This window comes from Embleya hyalina (genome assembly GCF_003967355.1).
Classification (GTDB): Bacteria; Actinomycetota; Actinomycetes; order Streptomycetales; family Streptomycetaceae; genus Embleya; species Embleya hyalina.
This window is the reverse complement of the sequence record NZ_BIFH01000019.1, coordinates 87425-114170: the sequence shown is the minus strand read 5'-3', so window position 1 is coordinate 114170 and position 26746 is coordinate 87425. Positions and strand designations below refer to the sequence as shown.

Below are 26746 nucleotides of genomic sequence, written 5' to 3'. Positions count from 1 at the left end.
GCGTTCCACCGCGCGCCGGTCCCGGCTGCGTACCGTACAGGAGTGCAGATGATCAAGTCGGCGCGGAACCGGCTCGCCCGGCACCCGAGGGCTCGGGACGCGCTCCCGGCCGTGCTGCTGGTGGTGCTGGCGGTCTTCGCCTCGATGGCCGGCCCGTCCGGGTGGCACGGTCCACGCGCCGCGCCGGTGTCGTGGACCGCCGCCGCGTGTGTGCCGCTGGTGTGGCGCACCCGCGCGCCCGTGCTCGTCCTGGCCGCGGTCGTGGCGGTCGAAAGCGTGCAACTCGCCGTCGTCGCGGACCCGGTGCTGCTGCCGGGCGCGAGTCTCGTCGCCCTCTACACCGTGGCCTCGCGGCTGCCCCGGGCTCGTGCCTGGGCCATCGGCCTGGTCGTCTGCGCGGGCCTGACCGCGGGGCTGGCCGCGGCCCGATCCCGGAGCATCCTCGACGCGCACACGCTCGCGTGGTTCGACGTACTCGTACTCGCCGTCGCCATCGGGGACACCACCCGTTCCCGGCGCGCCTACCTCGCCACGCTGCACGACCGTGCCGAGCGCGCCGAACGCACCCGCGAGGACGAGGCCGCCCGCCGGGTCGCCGCCGAGCGCGTACGCATCGCCCGTGACCTGCACGACGTCGTCGCCCACCACATCACCCTGGTCAACGCCCAGGCCGGCGTCGCCCGGCATCTGGTGTTGACCGACCCCGAAGCCGCCTACCGGGCGCTGGCCCAACTGACCGACACCAGCCGGGCCGCGCTGGACGAACTACGCGCCACGGTGGGGCTGTTGCGGCAGGACGGGGACACCGATCCGCGCGCGCCCGCGCCGACCCTGGCCGATCTGGACGACCTCGCCGCGTCGTTTCGCGGTACCGGGCTCCCGGTCGAGGTCACCGTCATCGGCACACCGCGGCCGGCGGCGCCGTCCGTCGAGCTCGCCGCGTTCCGCATCATCCAGGAAGCACTCACCAACACGGCCAAGCACGCCGGACCCGCCACCGCCCACGTCCGCCTGGACTACGGCGAGGGCACCCTGCGCGTCGACGTCACCGACACCGGCCGGGGCGGCCCGGCCGGCGCCGCGGACCACGACGGGCACGGCCTGATCGGCATGCGCGAACGCGCACACGCCTTCGGCGGCACCCTCGACACCGGCACGGGCGACCGGGGCGGATATCGCGTCACGGCCGAACTTCCCCTGCCGCTCACCCCCGGAGACTCCGGAGCCCCCCGATGACCATCCGCGTCCTCCTCGCCGACGACCAGGCACTCCTGCGCGGCACCTTCAAACTCCTCATCGACAGCGCCCCGGACATGGAGGTCGTCGGTGAGGCCGCCAACGGTGCCGAGGCGGTCGAACTCGCGCGCAGCCGACGCGCGGACGTGGTCCTGATGGACATCCGCATGCCCGTCCTCGACGGGATCGAGGCCACCGCCCGCATCTGCGCCGACGAGGACCTCGCCGGCGTCCGGATCCTCATCCTCACCACGTTCGAGGTCGACGAACACCTCGTCGACGCCCTGCGCGCCGGAGCCGGCGGCTTCCTGGGCAAGGGCGTGGACCCGCCCGATCTGCTCGACGCCATCCGTACCGTCGCCGCCGGCGACGCCCTGCTCTCCCCCACCGCCACCCGCCAACTCATCGCGCGGGTCGTCGCCCAACCCGCCGCCGCCGACCCGCGCGCCGGCCGCCGACTCGACCTCCTGACGCCGCGCGAACGCGAGGTGATGATCCTCGCCGCACTGGGCCTGTCCAACCACGACATCGCCGAACGCCTGCACGTCACCGCCGTCACCGCGAAGACCCACGTCAACCGGGCCATGACCAAGCTCGGCGCCCGCGACCGCGCCCAACTGGTCGTCATCGCCTATCAGAGCGGCCTCGTCAGACCCGGGGCCTGAGCCCGCGGTCGCGGCCGGCCCCACTCGGTCCGGCCGCGACCTTTCCCGGGTCGAGTGGGTTATCCCAGTCCGCCGTTGAGCGCTGCGGCGAGTTCGCCGTTCTCGGTGTCGCCGCTCAGCTCCCAGAAGAAGGCGCCGCTCAGCTTCTGTTCCTTGGCCCACTTCGTCTTGACGGCGAGGCTGGCCGGCGTGTCGTAGCCCCACCATTCGTTGCCGCAGTGGCCGTACGAGGTGCCGCCGGCCATGCCGGTGGCGGGGCAACGGACCTTGAGCGCGCGGTAGCTGCCGTCACCCGACGCGGGCGCGGTCGCGGTGCCTCCCGGTTCGCTCTGGGTCACGCCCGTCCAGCCGTGACCGTAGAACGGAATTCCGAGCAGCAGCTTCTTCGCGGGCACGCCCTTGGTCCGGAGCTTGGCGATGGCGTCGGCCGAGTTGAAGTTCGGCACGGGGATGCCCGGGTACGACGTCAGCGGCGAGTGCGGGGCGGTCGGACCCTGCGCCATCCACGAACCGAAGAAGTCGTACGTCATCACGTTGTACCAGTCCACGGCCCCCGAGGCGCCGCCGTAGTCGGCGACGTCGAGCTTGCCGCCGGGGGCGGCGTCGGCCGTGATGGCCGCGGTGACCAGGTTGCCGGCGCCGAAGCGGGCACGTGTGGCGTCCAGCAGGGTCTTGATCGACTCGAAGCCGCTCGCGTCACAGGTCAGACCGCACGCGTTCGGGTATTCCCAGTCCAGGTCGATGCCGTCGAACACGTCGGCCCAGCGCGGGTCTTCGACCACGCTGTGGCACGACTCGGCGAACGCGGCCGGGTTCCGCACGGCCTCGGTGAAGCCACCGGACCAGGTCCAGCCGCCGAACGAGTAGAGGATCTTGAGGTTCGGGTACTTCTTCTTCAGCTCGCGCAGCTGGTTGAAGTGGCCCTTCAGCGGCTGCTCCGCGGTGTCGGCGACACCGTCGACGCTGTCGGCGGCGGTGTAGGGCCTCTGGTAGTCGGCCCAGGGGTCGCCGACCACACACTTGCCGTCCACGACGTTGCCGAACGCGTAGTTGATGTGGGTGATGTTGCGGGCCGTGCCGGACGTGTCGATGTTCTTGGCCAGGTAGGGGCCCCAGTTGGTGAAGTAGCCCAGCTTGACCTTCGCTTCGCCGGTGGTGCGCACCTTCGCGGGAGCGCTCGCGGGACCGACCTGGTCCCTCGTGTCGCGCGCGACGACGGTGTAGGTGTAGCCGGTTCCGGTGTTGAGGCCGCGGTCGACGTAGGACGTGTGCCGCACGGTGGCGACCTTGACGCCGTCGCGCAGCACGTCGTAGTTGCGCACGCCCCGGTCGTCCCTGGCCGCGCGCCAGGAGAGATTGACCGACGTATCGGTGACGTGGCTCGCGTGCGGCCTGCCCGGCGCGGTCGGCGGCCGGTCCCGGCCCCAGCCGGACGTCTCCGAGCCGCCGGTGCCCTCGGCATGGGCCGGCCCGGTCAGCCCGACCAGGGCACCCAGGGGCAACAGCAGGGCCGTGAGCAGAGCGATGAGCAGACGACCGCGCCTGGTGCCCGGCCGATCGGGGTCTCGCGTGTGCGTGACGGGTCGTGCGGTGCCTGTGCTCAAGGGAACTCCTCGAACTCGGTCCGAACGTACGGGGAGACTGCGTCGCCGCGCGGGCGTGTCGAGAGCTACGACACACCCCGTCGCGGCTGCATGAGCCTAGGAAGGGTCCGAACCACCGGTCAATGGTCTGTACCAGATTGGTCTGGACCAGAGTTTCGCGACCGTGCGCGTGAACTCCCGTCGGCGGCGGCCGGATCGCACGATCGCACGGTGCTCGATTCGAGGGCTTCCGGGGATTGTCGCGATGCGCCGCGATTCCCTATGGTCCAGACCATGTTGAAACGCTCGGGCCCGATGCTCCGTGCGGCGATGCTGCTCGCCTCGGCGTGCATTCTCGTGTCCACGGTCCCCGCCGGCGCGGCCGCGTCGGTACCGGCTCCGGTCTGGGGGGACTGTCCGCCTTCGGCTTACGGTCCCGCGGATCCGCGAATGAGATGCACGACCGTACAGGTCCCGCTCGACTACCGGGCGCCGGCGGGGCGCAGGATCGACATCGCCGTCTCCCGTCTCTCGACGGCGAAGCCGGGACTGCGCCGCGGCGTGCTGGTGCACAACGGCGGTGGTCCCGGTGTGCCGAGTCTGCATCTGCCCGAACTGTGGTCGAATTACTACCCTCGGGAAGTCCTGGATCGATACGACCTCGTGGGTTTCGACCCCCGCGGTCTCGGACGCAGTACGCCCGTCACGTGCGGACGCACCGCCGACCGGGTCCCCCACGAACGGGTGATCCCGTTCCCCGGACCGGACGGGGCGATCGAGGCCAACGTGCGGTTCGCGCGCGAGTTGGCGCGCGACTGCCTGGCCAACGGCGGCGACGTGTTGCGGCACGTGACCACCGCGAACACCGCGCGGGACATGGACCGCGTCCGCATCGCCCTCGGCGAGCGAAGGATCTCGTATCGAAGCGCGTCGTACGGCAGTTACCTGGGCGCGGTCTACTCCGAACTGTTTCCCGAGCGCACCGATCGGATCGTCCTGGACGCGAGTTCGGACCCCAACGGCACGTGGCACGAACGATGGGCCGAGTGGGACCGCGGATTCGACGTGCGATTCGGCGACTTCGCCTCCTGGGCCGCCGAACGGGCGGCCGTCCTGGGCCTCGGCGACGACCCGGCCGCGGTCCGCGCCAACTACCTCGAACTGGCCGAACGCCTGGACCGGTCGCCGGTGACACACCCGCTCGCGGGCCCCGTCGACGGCGCGTTCTTCCGCTCCATCTGGCAGTCGAACGCCTATCACACGCTGCAGTTCCCCGAATTCGCCGCGTGGTTCGGGTTCCTCCGCCACGGCGGGCCCGCGCCCCGATGGGGTCCGCCCCCGGTCACCCCGGGTGTACCCGAGGACAACGAGGTCGCGGTGTTGTTGGCGGTGACCTGCGGCGACACCCGCGCGCCCCGCGACATCGCCGGCTATCGGCGGGAAGTGGCGGCGAGCCGTGCCCGGTTCCCGATCCTGGGCGGCGCGGGCGCGAACATCCAGCCGTGCGCGTTCTGGCCGGACCCGGTCGAGAAACCGGTGCGGGTGACCGACCGGGGGCCGTCCGACATCCTGCTGCTGCAGACGCTGCGCGACCCGGCCACGCCCTACGCGGGTGCGCTGGGCATGCGCAGGGCCCTGGGCGACCGGGCGCGCATGATCACCGTGGACGGTGGCAACCACGGCGGCTACGACCCGGAGGCACCGTCGTGCGCGCTGCGTGGGGCCGACCGATTCCTGGCGACCGGGATTCGACCCTCGCGCGACCTGTTCTGTCGCCCGGATCCCCCCACCGCTTCGAGCCCGACGACCCACGAACCCGCGTTCAGGGTGTCGGAGCGCCGTCGCCGGGTTCCCGGGCGGGCGGGAGGGTGACGGTGACCGTCAATCCGCCGCCCTCTCGGGGTTCGGCGTGGACGTCGCCGCCGTGGGCGCGGGCCACGGCGCGGACGATCGACAGGCCGAGGCCGGCGCCGGGCGTACGGGTTGCCGGGCGTTCGGCGCCGAGGCGGCGGAACGGCTCGAAGAGTGAGGGGACTTCGTACCTCGGCACGGCCGGTCCGGTGTTGGAGACCTCGACGACGGCCGATCCGTCGGCGCCGGTGCGGCTCGTGACGCGTACCCAACCGCCCTCGGGCGTGTTGTGCCTCGTCCCGTTCTCGACGAGGTTGTGCACGAGGCGTTCCAACAGCACCGGGTTCCCCGTGGTCGGGGCCTCGGCGGTTTCGATCTCGATGGCGACGGCCCCCCGGGGCGCCAGCTCCGCGACGTGGTCGACGACATCCGCGAGGTCGACGAACGCGCGGTCCAGCACCTCGTGTTCGGAGCGGGCCAGGAGCAGCAGGCCGTCGATCAGCCGTTCGTGGCGGTTGTTGATCTCCAGGAGCGTCTCGCCCAACTGGCGCACCTCCTCCGACGCGGTACGGCGGAAGACCGCGACTTCCAGCAGCGCCTGGTTGAGGGCCAGCGGTGTACGGAGTTCGTGCGAGGCGTTCGCGATGAACCGCCGTTGGCCGTCGAAGGAATGGTCCAGGCGTTCCAGCATCAGGTCGAACGTGTCGGCGAGCCGTTTGAGTTCGTCCTCGGGGCCGGCCAGATCGATGCGTTCGTGCAGGTTCCGGTCCGCGGCGGGCGCCTCGGCGATGCGCCGCGCCGTCTCCGTCATGCGGTGCAGCGGCTGCAACATGCGCCCGGCGATGAGCCAGCCGAACAGCGTGGCCGCGATGCCGACCGCGGCGAGGGCGATGCCGCCCTGCGTAAGGAGGGCGTTGAGCGCGCCCTCGCGCGTGCCGTCGGTCGACCGGGTGAACTGCTGCTCGGGCGGCGGCGGCGCCGCGCCCGGCGGGCCCCCGGACCCGGCGTCGCCCACGGGCCCGCCACCGACGGGGGCCCCACCGGTCGCCGAACTCTTGTATGTGCCCTGCGAGTCGCCTCCCAGCTGCTGGGACACCAGCAGATACGTCGCGCCCAGCACCACTCCGCCGGCGATCAGGAACAGCACGCCGTACACGAGCGTCAGCCGGGCGCGAATCGTCAGACCCGAAGGTTGCGCCGACCGGGCCGCACCGCGCCTCGTCCTCACGGGATCCGGTACCCCACTCCCGTTTGGGTCACCACGAGTTGCGGTTCGCCGAGTTTGCGGCGCAGCTTGAGGATCGTCATCCGCACCACGTTCGTGAACGGATCGGTGTGCTCGTCCCACGCCTTCTCCAACAGGAGTTCGGCCGACACCACGGCGCCGTCCGCACGCAGCAGCTCGGCCAGCACCGCGAACTCCTTGCGCGACAGCGGGACATACCGGCCATCTCGGTACACCTCGCGCCGGTGCAGGTCCAGCCGTACGCCCGCCCGCTCCAGCACCGGCGGCGCGGCGGCCCGCGAGCGCCGGCCCAACGCGACCACCCGGGCGCCCAGTTCGCGAAAGGCGACGGGCTTGGCGAGGTAGTCGTCCGCGCCGAGCGTCAGGCCCGCCACGCGGTCGTCGATCAGGCCCGCGGCGGTGAGCATCAGCACCCGCGTCGTGCCCTGGCCCGCGGCGATGGTGCGGCACACGTCGTCGCCGTGCACACCGGGCACGTCCCGGTCCAGGACGACCACGTCGTAGTCGTGGACGGCGAGGTTCCCCAGGGCCGTGTCGCCGTCGTACACCACGTCCACCGCGTGCGCGTCGCCGCGCAGCCACTCGGCCACCGCGTCCGCGAAGAGCGGTTCGTCCTCCACCACCAGGATTCGCATCCGCCCATCCTCCCGCCGAGGGCGTCACTTCCGCGTCAACGAATGCGATGACGGTGGGATGACGGGGCGGCGACTCGAATGGGGTCCACGACCACTGCCGTACGAGGGCGGCCTCACCCGGCCACGACCTCGCACGGCCACGACCCGAGGAGATCACCGGATGCGAACAACGACAGGGCTCGGGCTCGGCCTCCTGCTCATGCTCGGCGCGCTCGCCGGATGCGGCGGCGGGGGCGACGACGGCGACGGGATCGCCTCCGCGGGCACGCCCACCGCGACCACCTCGGCATCCCCGGGCGGTGGCGGGACCGGAAACGGCAAGGGCGCCGGCGACGCCCGCGACGCGATGCTCCGCTACGCCAAGTGCATGCGCGAGAACGGCATCCCGCAGTTCCCCGACCCGACCTTCGGCGGCGACGGCGGCGTCTCGCTGAACCTCCCCGAAGGCATCGACCCGAAGGTCGTCGACGCCGCGCAGGTCAAGTGCCGCGGCCTCATGCCCGACGGCGGCGAGAGCCGGAAGGTCGACCCGAAGGTCACGGAGCAACTGCGCCGGTACGCCAAGTGCATGCGGGAGAACGGCATCCCGCAGTTCCCCGACCCGTCCTCCGACGGCGGCCTGCAAATCAACAACGACGCCCTGGGCCTGGGACCGGACGACCCGCGCTTCAAGGCCGCCGATCAGGCGTGCTCGACGTACATGCCGAAGCCGCCCGGCGGTGACGGAGGCCAAAAGACCAGCGGCCCGGGAGCCGGCGCGTGACCCGCCGCAGGCGCCGCACCGCCGGACGCGTGGTCGCCGGGATGGCGGCGGTGCTCGCCGCCGGGGCCGCGACCGCGGCCGCGACCGGGATCGGGCTGCCCACCGGGGACGACGCGAAGCCTCGGCGCGGCACACTGCCCCCGGCCACCGGCACGATCACCAAGGAGACCCTCGTCGACACGACGTCCAAGACCGGCAGGCTCGACTACGGCGGCACCACGACCCTCAACGGCGGCAAGCTCACCGGCACGCTCACCTCCGTTGCCGCGCCCGGGTCGACCGTCGCTCGTGGGAAGCCGCTGTACAGGGTGGACAACACGCCGGTGCTGCTGCTGTACGGCGCGCTCCCCGCCTACCGAAACCTCGCGGCCGGCGTCGAAGGGCCCGACGTCGAGCAGTTCGAGCGGAACCTCGCGGAACTCGGCTACACGGGTTTCACCGTCGACACGAAGTACACCGACGGCACCGCGGCGGCCGTGAGGAAGTGGCAGAAGGCCAACGGGCTGGAGGAGACCGGAGGTATCGAGCTCGGGCGCGTGCATTACGCGCCCGGGGAGATCCGCGTCGACGTCGACAAGGCCGCGCTCGGCGACGCGGTGCAGCCGGGGCAGGCCGTGCTCACCTACACCGGAACCAGGCGGGTGGTGAGCGTCGAACTGGAGATGGCCTACGCGAGTCTGGCCGGGACCGGCACCGCCGTGTCGGTCAGGCTGCCGGATCGGACGACCGTCCCCGGCAAGGTCGCCGCGACCGCCACGATCATCGATCCGGGCAAGGAGAGCGGCGGTGCCCCGGCCACGCCCACCACGAAGCTCAAGGCCACGGTCGTCCTGGACGACGAGAAGGCCGTCGCCGGGCTCGACCAGGCCTCCATCGACGTCGCGTTCACGTCGTCGCGCCGCGAGAACGTGCTGACCGCGCCGGTGGCCGCGCTCCTCGCGCTCGCCGAGGGCGGCTATGGCGTCCAGGTCGTCGAGGGGACCACGACGCGGATCGTGCCGGTGCAGACCGGCATGTTCGCGGGCGGCCGCGTCGAGGTGACGGGCTCAGGGCTCGCGCAGGGCACGACGGTGGGGATGCCGACATGAGGCTGTCGAGTGGGGATGCCCTCCCGGACCTGCCGGTGGACGCGCTCGCGGACGAACCGGCCGTCGTGGAGCAGAAGTTGCCCGGGTCGTACGTCGAACTCGTCGGGGTCGGCAAGGAGTACCCCGGCGGAGTGACGGCGCTCGCCGGTGTGGACATCGCCATATCGCGTGGCGAACTCGTGGGCATCGTGGGCCCGTCGGGGTCCGGCAAGTCGACCATGCTCAACCTGATCGGCACCCTCGATCGGCCGACGAGCGGCACCGTGCGCATCGGCGGATCCGACGTCGCCGCGCTGTCCGACCGTCGCCTGTCCGCGCTCCGCGCCCGCCGGATCGGGTTCGTCTTCCAACAGTTCCACCTCGCTCCCGGACGCAGCGCGTTGGGAAACGTCGCCGACGGGCTGTTGTACGCGGGGTTGTCGCCGCGCGAGCGCCGCCGCATCGCCCGAGCCACCCTCGAACGTGTCGGCCTCGGCGACCGGCTCGACCACCTGCCGCACGAACTCTCCGGCGGGCAACGGCAACGCGTCGCCATCGCCCGCGCCGTGGCGGGCGATCCGGTGTTGCTGCTCGCCGACGAACCGACGGGCAACCTCGACACGGCGTCCGGCCGCGGCGTCATGACCCTGCTGCGTGAACTCCACGCGGCCGGAACCGCGGTGGTGGTCATCACGCACGACCGGGAGATCGCGGCGTCGCTGCCGCGGCGGATCACGATGCGCGACGGACGGGTGGAGGGCTGACATGGCAACCGTCGACACTCCGGCCCGGCTGCGGCCGCGCGATGTCGCCGCGGTCGGTGCCGTCGGATTGCGCACGCGTCCGCTGAGGGTGTTCCTGTCCGCGCTCGGCATCGCCATCGGCATCGCGGCGATGACGGCCGTGGCCGGGATCTCCACGTCCGGCCGTGCGGACCTGGACGCCCGCCTCGCCGTGCTGGGCACCGATCTGCTGACCGTCACCCCCGGCAATTCGCTGACCAGCGGCACCGCGTCGCTCCCGGATGAGGCACCCGCGACGATCGCCCGCATCGGCCCGGTGCGGCGGGTTGCCGCGACCGGTGTCGTCAAGTCCGCGAAGGTCTACCGCAACGACCGCGTCCCGGCCGCGGAGAGCGGCGGCATCACGGTCGCCGCCGCGCATCTCGCACTGCCCGAGACCGTCGGGGCCACCGTCGGGCTCGGGACATGGTTCAACGGGGCGACCGAGCGCTACCCGGCGACGGTCCTGGGCGGATCGGCGGCGGACCGGCTCGGCATCGGGGCGCCGGGCCCGGACGTCCAGGTGTACCTGGGCGGACGCCGGTTCACCGTCGTCGGCATCCTCGACCCGGTGCCGCTCGCGCCCGAACTCGACGCGACGGCCCTGGTGGGGTGGACCGCGGCCCGCACGTACCTCGGCTTCGACGGGCACCCGACCAGCGTGTACACACGTTCGTCCGACAGGGCGGTGGCGGCCGTGCGCGATGTGCTCGCGCGTTCGGCCAACCCGCGGAACCCCAACGAGGTCAAGGTCTCGCGTCCCTCGGACGCGCTGGCGGCGCGGCAGGCGACCGACAAGGCGTTCACCGGCCTGTTGCTCGGGCTCGGCGCGGTGGCGCTGTTGGTCGGAGGCGTCGGGGTCGCCAACACCATGGTCGTCACCGTGCTCGAACGCCGCGCCGAGATCGGCCTCCGCCGCGCGCTGGGCGCCACCCGCGGTCAGATCCGCACCCAGTTCCTGGTCGAGTCGCTGATGCTCTCCGCACTCGGCGGATCGGCAGGTGTCGTCCTCGGGATGGCGGTCACCACCGGGTACGCGAGCACCCGGAACTGGGACGCGGTCATCCCGGCCTGGGCGACGGCGGGCGGCTTCGGCGCCACCCTGGTCATCGGCGCCGTCGCCGGCCTCTACCCGGCCATCCGCGCGTCGCGCCTGCCTCCGACGGAGGCCCTGGCCGCGGCGTGATCCGCGGCGCCTTCGGTTCGCTCCGTCGGTCGCCTGGGTCCGATTCCCTCCAACGGCGACGGCCGTGGTGCCCGCATGCCGTCTTCGGCGTCCGGCGGAGTCACTCGGGTTTGCGGGCCAGGAGGTAGGCATGCGGCCTTTTCGCCCCGTCGCCGGGTTCCTGCCGCAGTCGTGCGGTGACGATGAGGCCGGCTTGGCCCAGGACCTCGGCGATGCGGTCGAGCGGCAGAAAGTAGGACTCGTAGGACACCGGATGACCACCGTATGCCCGTGTGGGACGCAGGTGCTCGTCGTCCCCGATGTGGCCGCCCAGCATCAGCCGGCCACCGGGGGCGAGTGTGCGGTGGAACTCGGAGAACACCACCGGCAATTGCTCCGGCGGCGTGTGGTGCGTGGAGAAGAAGGCCAGGATGCCCCCGAGTTCGTCGTCCGGGAGGTCCAGTGCGGTCATCGAGCCCACGTCGAATCGCAGGCTCGGATAGGCGTGTCGGGCCGACTCGATCATCTTGGGTGACAGGTCGACGCCGAACGTGGGCAACCCCGACTCGGCCAGATACGCGGTGACTTTGCCGGGGCCGCACCCCAGATCCGCGACCGGCCCGAGGTCGGCCCTCCGCACGAGTTCGATGAACGCGGCGAGCATCGCGCGTGACACCGGATCCAGTTGGGCCGGGCCCTTGACGTGTGTGACGTAGGTGGCCGCGACGGTGTCGTACGACTCACGGACAGCGGCCAGGTGGGAGAGCTCGGTCATCGGGCGAGCATGGACGAGCCCACTGACAGGGTGGTCGATGCGCAACGTCGTTGTTCGGGACATGTTCGGGACGGCGCGGAACACCGCGCCGGCCTGGACGGCGGCCCGGAACGCTGGTGCAATCCGGAGCAGGCCCCGGAACGACCGCTCCCGTCCGGGAGAAGCGGCGTTCCCATCGGCCTTCGCACGGGGACGCGGGCACGGGCCCCATCCCCGTGTCGTTCCTCGACCACATCCGCCCGGCGGGCGCGGCGGCCGATCGCCGTCGACGGCCCGACTCGCGATCACCCAGGAGACGCCATATGTCACGCAGAATCGCACGGTTCATCGGCATCACCGCGACGGCCGCGGCCCTCGCGCTGCTCCCCTCCGCCGCAAGCGCGCAGGAGGGTCCCATCAACGGCGGGAGCTACGGCACCAACAACCGCAAATGCACCACGGCGTCCGGAACGTTCGGCTGGGAACTCACCAACGAGGCGATGAACCTGTACAAAACGTGGGGCACCGTCAAGCTGAGCAATACCAAGTCCCGCTGCACCAGCGATGTCACCGGCGCCGTGCTGCAGCGCTCCGAAACATCGACCACGGATCACAGTTGGAAGTTCTACGCGGGCATCGGTACCAACCAGACGTATAGCTTCTCCCTGGTCGACACCGACGTGCGCGACGTGCGCTTCCGCATCTGCAACGTACGCGCGGGCGGCATCGCCGACGGCTGCGGCCGAGTCCAGTAGCCGCGACCACGCGCCGCGGTGCCGGGTGGTGGAACAAGCCCGGCACCGCGGCGACGCGTTCGGCTACAGGTTGGGGGTGGGCGCGCCGCTGCCGCTGTAGGAGGGCAGGTCGGCCACGAGCTTGGTGAGGGCCGGGTCGCCCGCGTAGCGGCGTTCGTGGAGTTCGGCGATCCTGCGGGCGATGTCGGGGTCGTCGCTGTCGGTGGTGTCGTAGGAGACGAAGGTTTCGAGGAGCGGCAGGCCGATCCGGTCGGTGTGGGCGTGGGAGGGCGCCATCAGGTACTCCCAGTACCCGTCGAGGTCTTCGAGCACGAACACGGCGCCGTACTCGAAGTCGCCGCCGACGTCCCTGCCGACGACGTACCGCACGACCGCGTCGATCGACTCGCCCTGGTTGCGCAGGCTCGCCAGGGCCTCCTCGCGCTGCTCGGCGGTGACGGTCTCCTTGAAGGCGAAACGGTTGTGGTGGTAGATCATTTCTCTCCCCTGACATGCGGACTGTGGGTGTGCGGGTGAGGCGCGTCGGGGTCGGCGGGCGGGGCGGGTCGGGCGGACCAGTAGCCGAGCAGCGCCGACACCGCCTGTTCGGCCAGGTGCAGGGCGCGATCGAATCCGACGTCCTCGATCGACCCGATGCCGGCGAGACCGTGCAACGTGCCCCACAGCAGGTCGCAGGCATCGTCGAGGTCGACCGGCCCGGCCGCGGAATCGGCCGCCCACGCGTGGACGACCCGGCGGGTGAAGGCGAGCACTTCGGCGGCGGCCGCGCGGCGGGTGGCGGCGTCGACGCCCGTACCGGCCCCGCCCGACACGAGTTGGTACGGGCCGGGTTGCGATCGGGCGAACTCCAGGTATGCGGCCGCGGCCAGATGCGGCCCGCGTGCCGCCGGCTCGTCGGCCACCGCGGACCGCATCCGCGCCAGCAGGTCGGCATTGGCCCGCTCCAGCAGCTTTCGCAGCACCGCCTCCTTGTTCGCGAAGTGCTGGTAGATCACCGGTGCGCTGTAGCCGATCTCGGCGGCGATCCGCCGGATCGTCACGGCCTGCCAGCCCTCGGCCTCCGCCATGCGGCCGGCGACGTCCAGGATCTCGGCGAACGTCCGCCGACGAACCTCTTCCCGCTTGCCCACCCGAACTCCTAACGGCGTTAGAAAATCTAACGCCGTTAGCTTTTCCCGGAACTCCGGTTCTGTCAAGAGGGGTTGCGAACATCGAACGACAACCGGCGCTCCCGGACCTACGCGCAGGTTGCCGATTCCCGCTCGCGGCTCGGTGGGTTGCTCGCCGGGACAAGGAATCGGCGGCACCCCGGACTACGTCCGGAGTGCCGCCGTCAGGGTCTTCCGACCACCGCACCCCGCATGCCACACAGGGATCACGGGGTGCGGGTGGTCGACGGACCGGCCGTCCCGACAAGGTGCGGCCCGCGCGCCCGCATGTGTGCGCGGCTTCGCCTTTCGGCACACATGCCGGCGGGCGTCAGGGCGTCAGGGCTTCGGGAGCGTACAGCCCGGCAGGCTCAGGTCGACCTTGTTGCCGATACCTATGCAGGGCACGATGGTGTACGTCTCCTGGGCATAGTTGATGCCCCGACGGATGGTGACGTTGCCGTTCTCGTCGACCTCACACGGGTTGTTCTCCGTGCAGGTGGCACCGTCCTCGTTGCCGGTGTTGTTGACGGCGACTACCTTGCCCGTCGCCGTGTCGATCACCGGGGAGCCGGACGTACCGCCGATGGTGTTGCAGGACGACGTGTAGCGGACCGAGTCCCGCCAGGTCCAGTCGGCCTCCTTCAGCCGATAGACGAAGCCGTCCACGTTGCAGCTGTAGATCCGCTTCCAATACCCGGAAACCACCTTGATCGCCGAACCGGCCACCGGGTGGCGGTCGTTGAGGGTCAGCGCACTGATCCCATACGACTTCTGAATCTGCGTGTAGGTCTGGGTGAGCTCGTAGATCGAGATGTCCGTGTCGGTCATCGTGGCGTACGAGACCTTGTGGGCCCGCAGGGTGGCGACCTTGGACCCGGAGGCACCGAGCAGCGAGAAGGTACGGGACGACGGCTGGTCGGTGATGACCTCGCCGGCACCGGGAAATCCGGTCTCGAGGCAGTGGCCGTTGGAGAGGACGAGCGCCGGGTCGCCCGGTTGCGAGCCGGGCATCCGGATCACGGATCCCGAACAGTTGCTCAGCGCTACCGTACCGGCGAAGTTGACCGCCTTGACGGTGGCCGGCGGGGCGCCGACGGCGGGTGCCGTGCCCGCGGCAGCGAGCAGCAGGGCACAGACGGCGCCCAGTGCGCCGACGATGGACTTCTTCATGTGAGGTTCCCCTTTTGAGGGTGGGGACGATGAAGGAGCGCGATTGTGTGGTGCATGCGCATTGTTGAGGGTTCGACACCCGGGAGACAAGTAACCAAAGTGAGTTGGGTTTTTCTTTGCGCACGCCGACCGTCGGAGCAACCCACGCCGCGCGGTCGGTAACCCGGTGGGCCGTTCGGGCCCGTCGACCGGCGGTCGTTGTCGGTGGGTCGGGCGTTCCTCTCGGCCGCGGGGCAGTGCGGTGCGCCGGGCTCGGGTGGTGTCGGGGCCTCGATATGGCGGCCGAGTCGGGGTGGCTTCAGGCGCGTAGGTAGGCCAGGACGGCCAGGACTCGGCGGTGGTCGTCCGGGGCCGGCGGGAGGTCGAGTTTGGTCAGGATGCTCGCGATGTGTTTGGCCACGGCGGCCTCCGTCACCACCAACGCACGCGCGATGGCGGCGTTGGAACGCCCCTCGGCCATGTGGGCGAGGACCTCGCGCTCGCGCGGAGTCAGGCGCCGCAGGGGATCGCGTCGGCGCGCCAGGAGTTGGCGGACCACCTCGGGGTCGACCACGGTTCCGCCCCTGGCGACGCGGGTCAGGGCGTCGGCGAACTCCTCGACATCGCCGATGCGTTCCTTCAGCAGATAACCCATGCCCGAGGCGCCGCGCGTGTCGAAAAGCTCCTCCGCGAAGGTCTGCTCGACATACTGGCTCAGTACCAGAACGGCCAACGACGGCAGTGTCGCCTGGAGTTCGCGCGCGGCGCGCAGCCCTTCGTCGGTGAAATCGGGCGGCATGCGCACGTCGGCGATCACGACATCGGGGCGATGCTCCCGCGTGGCGGCGATCAGCGAAGGACCGTCGCCCACTGCGGCGGCCACTTCGTGGCCGAAGCGCTCGAGCAGACCCACCAGCCCCTCGCGCAACAGCACGGCGTCCTCCGCGAGCACTACTCTGAGGCCGGACACGGGATCTCCACTCGCAACAGGGTCGGGCCACCCATCGGGCTGGACAACAACATTCTGCCGTCGAGGACCGCGAGTCGATCGACCAGACCGATCAGCCCGGTGCCCGCCTCCGGGTCGGCACCGCCCGCACCGCCGTCGCGCACCTCCAACGCCAGCAGCCCGTCGGCCACCCGCCCGCGGATCGCGCACCGTTGCGCACCGCTGTGCTTGGCCACGTTCGTCAACGCCTCGCACACCACGAAGTAGGCGGTCACCTCCACGGCCGTGGGCAATCGTTCGGCCAGTTCGACATCGACGTCGACCGGGACCGGCGAGCGCCCCGCGACATCGCGGACGGCGGCCGGCAGTCCCCGTTCGGTGAGCACCTGGGGGTGCACACCGCGAATCAGCTCACGCAGGTCGGACAGCGCCGCCCGCGCCATCTCGTGTGCCTCCCGGACCTGACGGGCGGCGGGCGACCCGGCCGGCAGGTCGAGCGAGGCCAGGCCCAGTTTCATGCTCAGCGCGACCAGGCGTTGTTGCGCGCCGTCGTGCAGATCACGCTCGATCCGCCGGCGCTCCGTCTCGAACGCGTCGACCAGACGCGCCCTGGACCGGACCACCTCGATCAACTCCGCCTCGCGAGGCGCGAGCACGGCGCGGGTCATCGTCGCCCGCACGCCCGCCCACGCCGCGATCAGGAACAGCGCCACCGGCAGCAGCACGACCCCCACCATCGGCAGCACCACCGCCATCCACAACGGCGCCGTGGGCTGCAACGGCGCCGAGACCAGCATCCCCGGAATCACCAACGCCACCGACGCGATGCCCAGATCCACCCACCACAGCCCGAGCAACGAGACCAGCGCGTAGCCCAGTTCGCGCCGCCCGGCGGGCTCGCGCAGCCGCGCCCGCACACCGCCCGACCGTTCCGGCGCCGCGACGGGAGCGCCGATGAGCCGCAGCCGCCACCGCTCGAACGGCGCGGCGGCGACCGCCATGCACGCGAGCGCCACGAGCCCGAGCGCCGGGGTGAGCGCCGGGCCGACCGATGTCTCCCACGTCGCGACGCCGATGGCCACGACCGCCGTCACCGTCACCACCACGACCGCCCCGACGGCCCAACTCGCCCCGAGATAGAACAGGGCCCGCCATGGCACCGGAGACAACAGGAAACGCACCGGTCGCCGACCGATCGAGTCCCAGGAGGCTTGCGCGAACATGCGACGACGTTAACCGGCGGGCGACGGCCGTGTCGGTAGTGCCAGGGCTAGTCCCGCTCTCGCCCTGGCACCAATGTGCCGGCCGTTCGCCGACGGTTTCCTGGAGGGCATGACCACAGCGACATCCACACCGACGGGCCCGGCCGTGAGCCTGCTCCGCGTGACGAAGACGCACCACGCGGGCGCCCAGCGGGTCACCGCGCTCGACGGCATCACCCTCGACTTCCCGCGCGGCACGCTGACGGCGGTGATGGGCGCCTCCGGCTCGGGCAAGTCCACGTTGTTGCAGTGCGCGGCCGGCATCGACCGCGCCGACGGCGGCGAGATCCGGGTCGACGGCGTCGACGTCCGCGCCCTCGACGAGCACGAGTCGACGCTGTTGCGGCGTTCGCGCGTCGGCTTCGTCTTCCAGTCCTTCAATCTGGTCTCCGCGCTCACCGCCGAGCAGAACGTCGCCCTGCCGCTGCGCCTCGCCGGGCGCCGCCCCGAGCCCGCGCGCGTCGCGGCGGCCCTGGCCGAGGTGGGGCTCGCGGATCGGGCCCGCCATCGACCGGCCGAGTTGTCCGGCGGGCAGCGACAACGCGTCGCCATCGCGCGCGCGTTGATCACCCGGCCCGCGGTGGTGTTCGCCGACGAGCCGACCGGCGCGCTCGACTCGAAGGCGTCGCGCGACGTCCTGCGCCTGCTGCGCGACGTCGTCGACGCGCGCGGCCAGACGGTGGTGATGGTCACGCACGACCCGACCGCCGCCGCCTTCGCGGATCGAGTGGTACTGCTCACCGACGGCCGCGTGGCCGACGAGATCCACCGCGGCGCGGACGGGGCCGGCGTCCCCGCCGAGACCATCGCGGCCCGCATGGCGTGGCTGGAGGAATTGTGCTGACCCTCGCCACCATGCGGGCCCGGTGGGTCTCGTTCCTGAGTTCCTTCGTGGGCCTCGGGCTGGGCGTGACGATCCTCGCGACGACCGGCGTGGTACTGCTGTCCTCGGGGCCCGAGACCCCGGAGCGGTTCGCGGCCGCGTCGGTGCTCGTACGCAGTGGTGAGGCCCGGCGGCCGGGGCCTCCGTTCGACGACGGCCCGCCGTGGTCGGCGGAACGGGCACGGCGGCTCGCGGATCGTCTCGCGGCCGTCCCCGGAGTCGGGCGCGTCGTCACGGATCGCTCGTTCTACGCGCAGGTGGTGATCGGCGGGCGCCCCGTGGGCGATCCCCGGCTCGACGACCCGTTGGGGCACGGTTGGTCGAGCGCCGCGCTCGCGGCCCACGCGCCGGTCGCGGGCCGGCCACCCGTCGGCGACCACGAGGTGGTGCTCGACCGCCGGCTCGGGCCGCACCCCGGCGACACGGTCACCGTGCTCACCGCGTCCGGACCCGCGCCCTACACGGTGTCGGGTCTCGTCGACGGCCCCGGCATCTACCTGACGGATGGCCAAGCGGATCGACTGGCGGGCGGCGTACGCGTGTTGGGCCTGCTCGCCGGCGGCGGCGCGGCGCCCGACCCGGCGGCGGTGCGGGCGGTGGTGGGTGCGGAGGGTCGGGTGCTCACCGGCTCCGACCGCGCCGAACTGGAACCGGGCCACGCCGCGTTCACCCGGTGGGTGGGCCTCCAGGTGCTGTCCGCGATGACGGCTCTCGCCGCGTTCACGACCGTGTTCGTCGTGGCGTCCACGTTCGCCCTCTCGGTCGCGGGGCGTCGACGCGAGTTCGGTCTGCTGCGCACCATCGGCGCCACCCCGAAGCAGGTGCGTCGCGCGCTGTTCGCGGAGGCCGGCGTGGTCGCCGCGCTCGCGGCCGGGCTGGGCGTCGTGCTCGGCGGGGTGCTGTCCCCCACACTCGCCGCCGTCCTGGTCGATCTCGGCTTCGAACCCGAGGGCTTCACCGTGGAGGTCGGCGTGCTCCCCCTGGTCGGCGCGTTCGCGCTGGGCATGGTCGTGGCCATGGCGGGAGTGTGGTCGGCGTCCCGCCGTGCCGCGCGGATCGCGCCCTCGGAGGCCCTGCGCGAGGCCGACGTGGACAACCGGCCGATGTCGCGCGGGCGCGTCGTCGGTGGGCTGTTGTTCGTGGCCCTCGGCGTGGTCTCGGCGGCGGTCACGGCGACGGCCGACCCTCGGGCGCTCGCGGATTTCGGGCTGTATCCGCCGATGGCCCTCATCATCGGGCTGACCATGCTCGCTCCCGCGGTCGTGCCTCCCGTGGTGCGGGTGCTGACGTGGCCGTTGTCGCGAGGCGCCGGGGCGATCGGGTTGCTCGTGCGTGAGGGCATGCTGACGGCCGTGCGCCGGACCGCCGCCACCGCCGCGCCGGTGCTCGCGACGGTCGGCCTCGCGGTGTTGATCACGGGCATGGTGGCAACCACCGCGCAGTCGTACGAGGCTCGGCGCGCGGCGTCGGTGCGGGCCGAGCGCGTGATCGTGCCCGACGACGTCCCGGGCCTGACGGACGCCGCGGTGGCCGAGGTGGCGGGCACCCCGCTGACACCCACGACGGTCTACGGCGACGGGGGCTCGGTCGTCGAGGCGGCGGGTGTGGTCACCGACGAATTCGCCGCCATCGGCGACCGGGTCGAGGCTCGCCGGGGCTCGTGCGACGAGTTGCGCGGCCCCACCGCGATGGCGGTGTCCGAGAGCACCGCGGCGCGCCTGGGGTGGCGACACGGCGGCGACGCGCGGGTGACCTTCCGCGACGGTGTCACCCGGACGATGCGCGTGATCGCCGTGCTGGCCGACGAGTCGACGCCCTACGACGTCCTGTTTCCGCGCGGGACCGTCCGCGCCCACGATCCCTCGGCGCTGACGGCGGCCATCTTTCGCACCGGTGCCGATCCCGCGCGGGCGCCGCTGGGCGGCAAGGAGGTGAGCGTCGCCGCATACGCCTCGTCGGCCGACGCCGAGGAGCAACGCCTCGTGTGGACCTTCACCGTGCTGCTCGTGGTGGTCTCCGTCGGCTACACGGCCATCGCGATAGCGAACACCCTGATGATGGCCACCGCCGATCGGCTGCCCGATCTGCGTGTCCTGCGCCTATCCGGCGCGACCGTCCGGCAGGCGCTGTGCGCCATCGCCGCCGAGTCGGCCATCGTCGTGACCATCGGCACGGCGCTCGGCGCGGTCGTCGCCGTGCCGTCGCTGTTGAGCCTGCGTTGGGCGTTGAGCGATCTCGGCGGCACCTCGGTCCCGTTGGTCGTGCCGTGGCCGCTCGTCGGCGGCGTCATCGCCACATGCCTCGCCGCCGCCCTCACCGCCTCCGTCGGCCCTGCATGGCTGGCCCTGCGCCCGAACCGCCACCGAATACCCGCGGCATGAACCGGTCCACCCGATCCGACCCACCACGAACACACACTCCCCACCCGCCGTTTCGGCACGGCGGCCGAACACGGACCAGCCGGCCGTGCGGCAGGCCATGCAGGCCACACGTGGGGCGTGGGCCGGCGCTGCGCAAGCCGCGCACCGGCCGTACCGTCTCGCAGCGGTGAGTGTGGCGCGGGTGGGGTCGGCCGACCGGGTCGCGGACCACCGCGTCGGCCGGAAGCCATCCGCGCGGGGTGAGGACGGCTGTGCCCGCGTCGAACAGGCGCGATTCGGGGAGGACGCCCCCCGGCGCGGCGGCACTCGGGTTCGACCAGGGGTCTCCTTCGTCGCCCGATCCGGCACCGCCGACGTCCGGACCTCATCCGCCTGGACCAACGCCTCACGAAACAGGAGGGGTTGCGGCCGGATCTCGGCGGGCGGCGGTTCGATCCGGATGTCGTTTCACCCGCCCGCGTGTCGGGCCGGGTCGTCGGCGGGCGGTACGCCGGACGGCCTTGCCGCGGTGACGACGTCCCATGTCGCCATGGCCAGGTCGGCGGTGCGGGTGAGTTCGGCTCGCGAGGCGCCGTCGCGGGCGCGGATGGACAGGCCCTGGTTCACGGCCGTGTAGTAGGCGGCGACGGCTTCGGTGTCTGTGTCGGGCGGCAGGTCGCCGTCGCGCACGCCGCGGTCCAGGCGCAGCCGCAGGTCGCGCAGCCCCTCGTCCCGCCGGGTGGCGAGGAGGTCGCGTACGGGGGCGTTGGCGTCGGTGCAGTTGGTGGCGGCGACCACAAGCATGCAGCCGGCGGGTCCGTCCGCGTCCGCGGTGCGGGTGTTGGCGCGAAGGATCGCGGCGACGGCGGCGCGGGCGGTGGGTTCCCGGGTGAGCGCGTGGTCGACGGCGGCGCCGAGAGTGGCGTCGTAGAGGACGACGGCCTCGCGGAAGAGTTGCTCCTTCGAGCCGAAGGCGGCGTACAGGCTGGGTGAACCGATGCCCATGGCGGTGGTGAGGTCCCCCATGGAGGTGGCTTCGTAACCACGTTCCCAGAAGACGCGCATGGCCTGTCCGAGTGCGGCGTCGCGGTCGAAGCTCCGGGGGCGGCCGGCTCTCGGCATGGGGTCGTCCCTTCCTCCGGGAATTCTGTGTCGTTCCTTCAATATATCGCTTGACGTGGTCGAATGCTCCGTGGAAGTGTTCTGTGTCGATCGACACAGAATTAGCCGCGGCACAGAGGGACACCCGCTGCGGCAGCAGACGCCGCCACGCCGTCCGGCCTGCGCGGCCCGCACCATGCGAAGGGGCCACGATGGCCGAAACCCACGCCACCACCACCGCCACCGGCACGGCCGACCCGGCCGGCGCCGTGCCGGCCGGCAGAACGGCCCTGGTCACCGGCGGCAGCCGGGGGATCGGCGCGGCGATCGTACGCAGGCTCGCGCGCGACGGTGCCGACGTCGTGTTCACGTACGTCAGCGCCGCGGGCGAGGAGCAGGCGGGCAAGGTCGCGGCCGACGTAAAGGCACTCGGTCGCCGCGCGCTGGCACTGCGCGCGGACGCCGCCGATCCGAGGGCGGTGGTGGCGGCGGTCGAGCGTACGGCGGAGGAGTTCGGGCGACTGGACATCCTGGTCAACAACGCGGGTGTCTTCCCCAACGGCCCGATCGAGGAGGTCACGCCGGCGGAGGTGGACCACACGATCGCGGTGCACATACGCGCGGTGTTCCTGGCCTCGCAGGCGGCGGCACGCCACCTGCCGAACGGGAGCGGGCGCATCATCGGCATCGGCAGCACGCTGGCCGAGCGGGTCCCGTTCGCGGGGGTCACGCTGTACGCGATGAGCAAGGCGGCGCTCGGCGGCCTGACCCGCGGCCTCGCCCGGGACCTGGGGCCGCGCGGCATCACGGTGAACGTCGTCCACCCGGGCTCGACCGACACCGACATGAACCCGGCCGACGCCGCCGACGCGAACCTCCAACGCGAACTCACCGCCCTGGGTCGGTTTCTGGACCCGGACGACGTCGCGGCGACGGTGGCACTCCTCGCGGGCCCCGAGGGCCGGCACATCACCGGCGCCGCGATAACGGTGGACGCGGGCGCCAACGCGTGACCCGACCGAGAGGCGGGCACCACGGGCGGCCCCGCAACGGCCGGGCCGTGGGGCCCGACACGCTCAGTGGCGGTACGCGGCCGTCACGATCTCGACGTACGAGCGGATAAACGGGTTGCCGTCACCGTGGTTCCCCACCGCGATCACCCGGCTCGGCGCCATGTCGGCCGGCGAAACCACGGTCGGGCTCTCGGGTGTTCTCCGCCGACGCCGTCCTGCGGACCGGACCGACGGCGTCGGTTCCTGCCGGCGTGCGTGGCCCACGAGATCCACCGCTCGTGGCGGCGGCCTCAACAGGTGGTCGATGAAATTCCGGATCACGTAAGCGAGTTGGCTCAACGCATCGCCGACGCCACCTTCGTCTACGAGCCCTTCGGCGCCTTCGGCGCCGTGGTGCCGCACGCGCGTGAGGCCGCTCGGTGGGGCGACACCGACGGCGCGTGGGGTGCTGCGTGACGGCCTCGCGCCGTGGATCCCCGCCCGCCGGGGACGTCGTGGCGTCGGTCGGTCTGCTCGCGGATCCGCTGCTCGCCGCGGTGATCACGCCGGAACGCGGTCGGGAGTTGCTTGCGATGCCCCGCGCGGGCCGCACCGGCGTGCCGCCCGAGCCGGTGCCGGCCCCGGACCCCGAGGGCCTGGACCGGCTCGCCGGCGAGACGTGGCCCTTTCGCGACGGCTACCGCTTCGTACGGGTGGAGGGCGTCGAACCCACGTGCCTCATGGCCCTGTTCGGCCACGGGGAGCAGAACGGACCGACCGTTCCCGCCACTTCGGATGAGTTGATCGAACACCGCGTGGCGTCGGGACATCGGTGCTCGGCCGATCCGTGGGACGACCGCGCCCTGATGGTGGTGGGCCGGACGACGGGGTCGCCCGGATGGGGATTCGCGTTCGCTCCCGAGTCCTGCGGCCCCGACGCGAACCGGCTGCGCAGCCCGGCCGCGTCGGGATCGCGGGCCGTGGCAGTGTGGTGCGTCCCCGGCTCCCGTCGGGAGGCGGGCGCGCCCCGGGAACCGTCGACCTTCCGCCTCTCCGTGGCCCGGGACGGCGAGATCCGGTACGCCCTCACCGTGACGATGCCGCCGTGCTTCGCGGCGACCGAGGACGGGCCGGTAGGTACTCCGGTGGTGACCCGCGTCGGCACGCTGCCCCCGGCGTTCGAGCCGGACACGATGCTCGCCGAGGTCGCGACCGTCGGTTGGTGCCGCGGACCCGGGCCGGGCGACGGATGGCTGAGCATCGGCAGCGGCTCGCCGATGCGAGGGCACGTGAGCGCGTGGCAACCGGCGGAACACACCCGAGCACACGCCGAGTCGGCGGGCCGGTCCCCACCGCAATGGGGGACGTTCGCCCATTGTGGTGAATCCGGGTGCGCGGCGGAGCAGTCGTCGTGCCGATTGGGGAGGAAGTCCTCGCCACGGTGTGCGGATCCGCGCGCCGGTCCACGACGAACGCGGGGTACACATGACGAGTGCCGACCGTACGAGTTTCGACCGCCGGAGCGCATTGCGCCTGACCTCGGCCGCCGCGGCCGGCACGGGCCTGGCCGTCGGGGCCGGGGGTGTCGCGGGCGCCGCGCCGTCCCGGGCCGGGAAGTTCACCCTGACCGGCAGGCGGTCGGGCGCGAACATCCCGAACATCCTGACGCCGGGCGCCGGATTCTTCGTGCGCTACGACCTGACCGACGCGGACGGGAAGGCGGCGGGCACGGAAAGCGCGTTCACCGTCCCGGTGACCGTGGGGCCGGACGGCGCCTTCGTCGTCTCGAACCTCGTCCTGAGTCTGAACGGCGGCCTGATCACCGCCGCCTCCGGATTCCCGCGCCCGCTGCCGTCGGTCACCGAATTCGCGGTGACCTACACGCCGTGGTCACACACCTTCGCGGTCACCGGCGGCACCGGTATCCACATCGCCGCCACCGGCACGATCACGATCGAACACCCGACCAGGGACGACGATCGGCTGACGATCGACCTGACCTGATCCGACCCGCGGAAGCATGTCGGACCGACGTCGAACGCAACCGTCACGTCGACGACGCGCGGCGTTCGCCAAACGGTTCACCGCGTTGGTCGGCGAGCCGCCGACGGCCCACCGCGCGAACCGGCGGATCACCCTGGCCTCGGACCTGCCGCGGGAAACCGATCCCACCATGGGCACGATCGCGACAACGGTGGGCTACGCCAACGCCGTCGCGCTCGGCGTGGCGTTCGAACGCCTGCGCCGCGCCCGCGCCGGCGGCCCCCGCAACTGCGCCACCGGAGCCGATACCCGGTAGCGGTGCGGGAATCGCGGACGAGCGACACCCGCCACGAACTCGGACGACGTGCGCATGCGCGTCGTCCTCGAACACGGCGGCCCCAAGACCGTGGATTCCGTCGTGATCCGGATCGGATCGGGTTTCGCCGCCGTCACCGTCACGCCCGTCGCCGACGACATCACCCTGCCCGCGGCAACCCTGGAGCGCCTCACCCGCCGCGCCGCCGATCTCCTGCGCAGCGCCCGCGACGGCTGACCCCGGACCCCGAACATGCCCGGGACGGCGGCCATTTCCGGCCCTACGGCGCGGACACCGGCACCGGCACCGGCACCGGCACCGGAGCATCCATCGCGACGGCCGTGTTCGGCGCCGGATACGAGTCCGGGCAGTCGTCCGCCGGACGGGCGATCCGCCGCGTCGTGCACGCGGAAGTCGTCGACGGCGGACGCGACTCGACACTCACGACGAGTTGCCGCACCGCGACGAACTCCGGGGGCGAGGAGGTCGGTCGACGGGTGCGGGAGCATGCGGCGTACCGTGCTCCGGTGTCCCCTCTCGAAGTCTCCGACCTGATCGTCGACCACCATCCCGGCTCGCTCGATCGGGTGCCGGTCGCACGCGCCGACGTGGTCGCGACGTTGCGCGCCGCGGGTCAGTCCCGGGGGGCGCGGATCGCCGCCCGGCTGCCGGTGCTCGACGGCGGCCTCCTCGACCCGGCGTACGTCGACCGCCGCCTGGTCGCCGTGCACACCGAACTGCAGCGCCTGAGCGAGGAACTGCGCATCCCCGAACGGCTCGCCCACCTGTTGGGACCGCTGCTCACCGCGGTCCGCTCCGCCGAGGACGCGCCGGATCGTATCCGGGTCGTCGACATCGGCTGCGGCCTCGGCCATGTCGTGCGTTGGCTCGCCGCCCACGAGGTGCTGGGCCCCGACGTCGAGGTGGTGGGCGCCGACGTGCACGCCGCACTGGTCGCCGAGGCGACCCGGCTCGCCGACGACGAAGGACTCCCCTGTCGGTTCACGCGCGCGAACGCCTTCCGGCTCGACGAGACCGCGCCCGGGACGATTCCCACTCCGGGCGCGGCGGTCCGTGCGGCGACGGTCTACATCTCCACCGGCCTCCTGCACCACTTCCGCGGCCCCGACCTCGACACCTTCTTCGCCGCCCAGGCGACTCCGGACACCGTCGCCTTCTGCCACTACGACATAGCCGCCACCCGCATCGCCCCGTTCGGCGCCTGGCTCTTCCACCGCGCCCGCATGCGCGACCCCCTGGGACGCCACGACGGCGTCGCCTCCGCCCGCCGCGCCCACGACGACACGACCCTGTTGCACGCCGCCCGCGCCGCGCGTCCGCTCGTACCGCTGATCCACGAGCCGACGACCCGCAGCAACCCCCTGTGCACGACGCTGCGCCCGGTACTCGGCATCCGCCCCGACCTCGTCGGGCCGCTGCGCGCCGCGCTCGGCAAGGAGGCCCGCAGACTCCAGGGGGTCGCCGGGTGAGCGCGCTGCTGCTGGTGGCCCTCGCCCTGGTCGACGCGGCGCTGTCCGGCTTCCGGGCCTCCGGCGGTCGCAACGGCCGCATCCGTCGCCGCGCCGCCGACCTGCGGGCCGCCCGACGCGGCCTGCTGCCCGGCGTGCCGGTACTCGCCACGAGCGCCGCGGTGGCCCTGGCCGTGCTCGGCGCGGCCGACGACCGCGGCGCCCGGTACGCCGAACTCGACGCGGCCGCATGGCGGATGCTCGCCGTCCTGCTGCCCTACGCCGGGATCGTCGCGGTGTCGATGCTCTGCTACCTCGCGGGCTCGTTCCGCGTCGCCACGTTCGCCATCCTCGCCGGGCTCGGCCCGTTGACCATGGTGCGGCCACTGCTGGTCGTGGGCGGCGTCGTGGCGGCCGGGTGGGGAACATCCGCCGGCGCGGCCGTCGCGGCGACCGCGGGAAGCGGCATCCTCCTCGTCGAGCCGTACGTACACCGACGCTGGTACCGAACACCACTCTAGGAACGTCACCCGCACACCCACCGACACCGTGACGAACCGTAACGTCGGCCGTCGCGGGGTCGGCCCGGGGCCTCGTCGCCAAGGGCTTCGGCGGTTCGGGGTGACCGT

General features: G+C 72.3%; 27 protein-coding genes. 17 read left to right on the top strand and 10 right to left on the bottom strand.

What is annotated here, in order from left to right; genetic code table 11:
- Positions 1 to 48: 48 nt before the first annotated feature.
- Both EMA17_RS17800 and EMA17_RS17795 read left to right on the top strand, forming a co-directional pair.
- A complete protein-coding gene (locus EMA17_RS17800) occupies positions 49 to 1236 on the top strand; it encodes a sensor histidine kinase (protein ID WP_126638033.1) in 1188 nt (395 codons plus the stop codon).
- Positions 1233 to 1901, top strand: a complete 669-nt coding sequence (locus EMA17_RS17795; protein ID WP_126638032.1) for a response regulator — start codon at positions 1233 to 1235, stop codon at positions 1899 to 1901. The genes EMA17_RS17800 and EMA17_RS17795 overlap by 4 nt, the downstream gene beginning before the upstream one ends.
- 59 nt (positions 1902 to 1960) lie before the next feature.
- On the opposite strand, the gene EMA17_RS17790 is transcribed toward EMA17_RS17795, so the two are convergent.
- Positions 1961 to 3505, bottom strand: a complete 1545-nt coding sequence (locus EMA17_RS17790) for a glycosyl hydrolase family 18 protein (protein ID WP_126638031.1) — start codon at positions 3503 to 3505, stop codon at positions 1961 to 1963.
- 429 nt (positions 3506 to 3934) lie between these two features.
- Here EMA17_RS17790 and EMA17_RS17785 point away from each other — a divergent pair, with 429 nt between their 5' ends.
- The gene (locus EMA17_RS17785) at positions 3935 to 5356 is read left to right on the top strand and encodes an alpha/beta hydrolase (protein WP_246126740.1); all 1422 of its coding nucleotides are present in this window, start codon (positions 3935 to 3937) and stop codon (positions 5354 to 5356) included.
- Here the strand turns inward: EMA17_RS17785 and EMA17_RS17780 are convergent.
- Positions 5307 to 6563 (bottom strand): sensor histidine kinase, encoded by a 1257-nt coding sequence (locus tag EMA17_RS17780; RefSeq protein WP_126638030.1) that lies wholly within the window; start codon positions 6561 to 6563, stop codon positions 5307 to 5309. The two genes, EMA17_RS17785 and EMA17_RS17780, sit on opposite strands and share 50 nt — an antisense overlap.
- A complete protein-coding gene (locus EMA17_RS17775) occupies positions 6560 to 7216 on the bottom strand; it encodes a response regulator transcription factor (protein WP_126638029.1) in 657 nt (218 codons plus the stop codon). Before EMA17_RS17775 ends, EMA17_RS17780 begins: the two co-directional genes overlap by 4 nt.
- A 160-nt stretch (positions 7217 to 7376) precedes the next feature.
- On the opposite strand from EMA17_RS17775, the gene EMA17_RS17770 reads away from it, so the two are divergent.
- The 4 genes from EMA17_RS17770 to EMA17_RS17755 are packed head-to-tail and all read left to right on the top strand — an operon-like array spanning position 7377 to position 11014.
- Positions 7377 to 7979, top strand: coding sequence for a hypothetical protein (locus tag EMA17_RS17770; protein ID WP_126638028.1), 603 nt, complete (start codon positions 7377 to 7379; stop codon positions 7977 to 7979).
- On the top strand, positions 7976 to 9067 hold the full coding sequence (locus EMA17_RS17765) for a peptidoglycan-binding protein (RefSeq protein WP_126638027.1): 1092 nt from the start codon (positions 7976 to 7978) through the stop codon (positions 9065 to 9067). Before EMA17_RS17770 ends, EMA17_RS17765 begins: the two co-directional genes overlap by 4 nt.
- A complete protein-coding gene (locus EMA17_RS17760; protein WP_126638026.1) occupies positions 9064 to 9810 on the top strand; it encodes an ABC transporter ATP-binding protein in 747 nt (248 codons plus the stop codon). Before EMA17_RS17765 ends, EMA17_RS17760 begins: the two co-directional genes overlap by 4 nt.
- A gap of 1 nt (position 9811) precedes the next feature.
- Positions 9812 to 11014 carry an ABC transporter permease gene (locus tag EMA17_RS17755; protein WP_126638025.1) on the top strand — a complete coding sequence of 401 codons (1203 nt, stop codon included), beginning with the start codon at positions 9812 to 9814 and terminating at the stop codon, positions 11012 to 11014.
- Between the two features lie 100 nt (positions 11015 to 11114).
- Here EMA17_RS17755 and EMA17_RS17750 read toward each other — a convergent pair whose 3' ends face one another.
- Positions 11115 to 11768, bottom strand: a complete 654-nt coding sequence (locus tag EMA17_RS17750) for a class I SAM-dependent methyltransferase (protein ID WP_126638024.1) — start codon at positions 11766 to 11768, stop codon at positions 11115 to 11117.
- Between the two features lie 302 nt (positions 11769 to 12070).
- Here EMA17_RS17750 and EMA17_RS17745 point away from each other — a divergent pair, with 302 nt between their 5' ends.
- A complete protein-coding gene (locus tag EMA17_RS17745; protein ID WP_126638023.1) occupies positions 12071 to 12502 on the top strand; it encodes a hypothetical protein in 432 nt (143 codons plus the stop codon).
- A gap of 63 nt (positions 12503 to 12565) precedes the next feature.
- On the opposite strand, the gene EMA17_RS17740 is transcribed toward EMA17_RS17745, so the two are convergent.
- The 5 genes from EMA17_RS17740 to EMA17_RS17720 all read right to left on the bottom strand — a co-directional run bounded on the left by EMA17_RS17740 (position 12566) and on the right by EMA17_RS17720 (position 16974).
- Positions 12566 to 12979, bottom strand: a complete 414-nt coding sequence (locus EMA17_RS17740; RefSeq protein ID WP_126638022.1) for a Dabb family protein — start codon at positions 12977 to 12979, stop codon at positions 12566 to 12568.
- Complete coding sequence (locus EMA17_RS17735) at positions 12976 to 13632, bottom strand: TetR/AcrR family transcriptional regulator (RefSeq protein WP_126638021.1); 657 nt, start codon at positions 13630 to 13632, stop codon at positions 12976 to 12978. Before EMA17_RS17735 ends, EMA17_RS17740 begins: the two co-directional genes overlap by 4 nt.
- 357 nt (positions 13633 to 13989) lie before the next feature.
- A complete protein-coding gene (locus EMA17_RS17730; protein WP_126638020.1) occupies positions 13990 to 14823 on the bottom strand; it encodes a trypsin-like serine peptidase in 834 nt (277 codons plus the stop codon).
- Between the two features lie 298 nt (positions 14824 to 15121).
- Positions 15122 to 15754: a response regulator transcription factor gene (locus EMA17_RS17725; protein WP_218042909.1), complete on the bottom strand. Its 633-nt coding sequence runs from the start codon at positions 15752 to 15754 to the stop codon at positions 15122 to 15124.
- Positions 15754 to 16974, bottom strand: a complete 1221-nt coding sequence (locus EMA17_RS17720) for a sensor histidine kinase (protein WP_126638018.1) — start codon at positions 16972 to 16974, stop codon at positions 15754 to 15756. The genes EMA17_RS17725 and EMA17_RS17720 overlap by 1 nt, the downstream gene beginning before the upstream one ends.
- A 109-nt stretch (positions 16975 to 17083) precedes the next feature.
- On the opposite strand from EMA17_RS17720, the gene EMA17_RS17715 reads away from it, so the two are divergent.
- Both EMA17_RS17715 and EMA17_RS17710 read left to right on the top strand, forming a co-directional pair.
- Entirely contained in the window at positions 17084 to 17857 is a 774-nt protein-coding gene (locus EMA17_RS17715) for an ABC transporter ATP-binding protein (RefSeq protein WP_126638017.1), read from the top strand.
- On the top strand, positions 17836 to 20277 hold the full coding sequence (locus tag EMA17_RS17710) for an ABC transporter permease (RefSeq protein ID WP_246126739.1): 2442 nt from the start codon (positions 17836 to 17838) through the stop codon (positions 20275 to 20277). The genes EMA17_RS17715 and EMA17_RS17710 overlap by 22 nt, the downstream gene beginning before the upstream one ends.
- A gap of 447 nt (positions 20278 to 20724) precedes the next feature.
- Here EMA17_RS17710 and EMA17_RS17705 read toward each other — a convergent pair whose 3' ends face one another.
- Positions 20725 to 21378, bottom strand: a complete 654-nt coding sequence (locus EMA17_RS17705; RefSeq protein WP_126638016.1) for a TetR/AcrR family transcriptional regulator — start codon at positions 21376 to 21378, stop codon at positions 20725 to 20727.
- A 191-nt stretch (positions 21379 to 21569) separates the two neighbouring features.
- Between EMA17_RS17705 and EMA17_RS17700 the strand changes: the two genes are divergently transcribed.
- The 7 genes from EMA17_RS17700 (at position 21570) to EMA17_RS17665 (ending at position 26638) form a co-directional block, all read left to right on the top strand.
- Entirely contained in the window at positions 21570 to 22370 is an 801-nt protein-coding gene (locus tag EMA17_RS17700) for an SDR family NAD(P)-dependent oxidoreductase (protein WP_126638015.1), read from the top strand.
- Positions 22371 to 22625: 255 nt separating this feature from the next.
- Positions 22626 to 22826: a hypothetical protein gene (locus EMA17_RS17690; RefSeq protein ID WP_126638014.1), complete on the top strand. Its 201-nt coding sequence runs from the start codon at positions 22626 to 22628 to the stop codon at positions 22824 to 22826.
- 1008 nt (positions 22827 to 23834) lie between these two features.
- Positions 23835 to 24353, top strand: a complete 519-nt coding sequence (locus EMA17_RS17685) for a hypothetical protein (RefSeq protein ID WP_126638013.1) — start codon at positions 23835 to 23837, stop codon at positions 24351 to 24353.
- 16 nt (positions 24354 to 24369) lie between these two features.
- On the top strand, positions 24370 to 24648 hold the full coding sequence (locus EMA17_RS17680; protein ID WP_126638012.1) for a hypothetical protein: 279 nt from the start codon (positions 24370 to 24372) through the stop codon (positions 24646 to 24648).
- 54 nt (positions 24649 to 24702) lie between these two features.
- Positions 24703 to 24885, top strand: coding sequence for a hypothetical protein (locus tag EMA17_RS17675; RefSeq protein WP_126638011.1), 183 nt, complete (start codon positions 24703 to 24705; stop codon positions 24883 to 24885).
- 290 nt (positions 24886 to 25175) lie between these two features.
- Positions 25176 to 26138: a class I SAM-dependent methyltransferase gene (locus tag EMA17_RS17670; protein ID WP_126638010.1), complete on the top strand. Its 963-nt coding sequence runs from the start codon at positions 25176 to 25178 to the stop codon at positions 26136 to 26138.
- Positions 26135 to 26638 carry an oxidoreductase gene (locus tag EMA17_RS17665; RefSeq protein WP_126638009.1) on the top strand — a complete coding sequence of 168 codons (504 nt, stop codon included), beginning with the start codon at positions 26135 to 26137 and terminating at the stop codon, positions 26636 to 26638. The genes EMA17_RS17670 and EMA17_RS17665 overlap by 4 nt, the downstream gene beginning before the upstream one ends.
- Positions 26639 to 26746 lie beyond the last annotated feature (108 nt).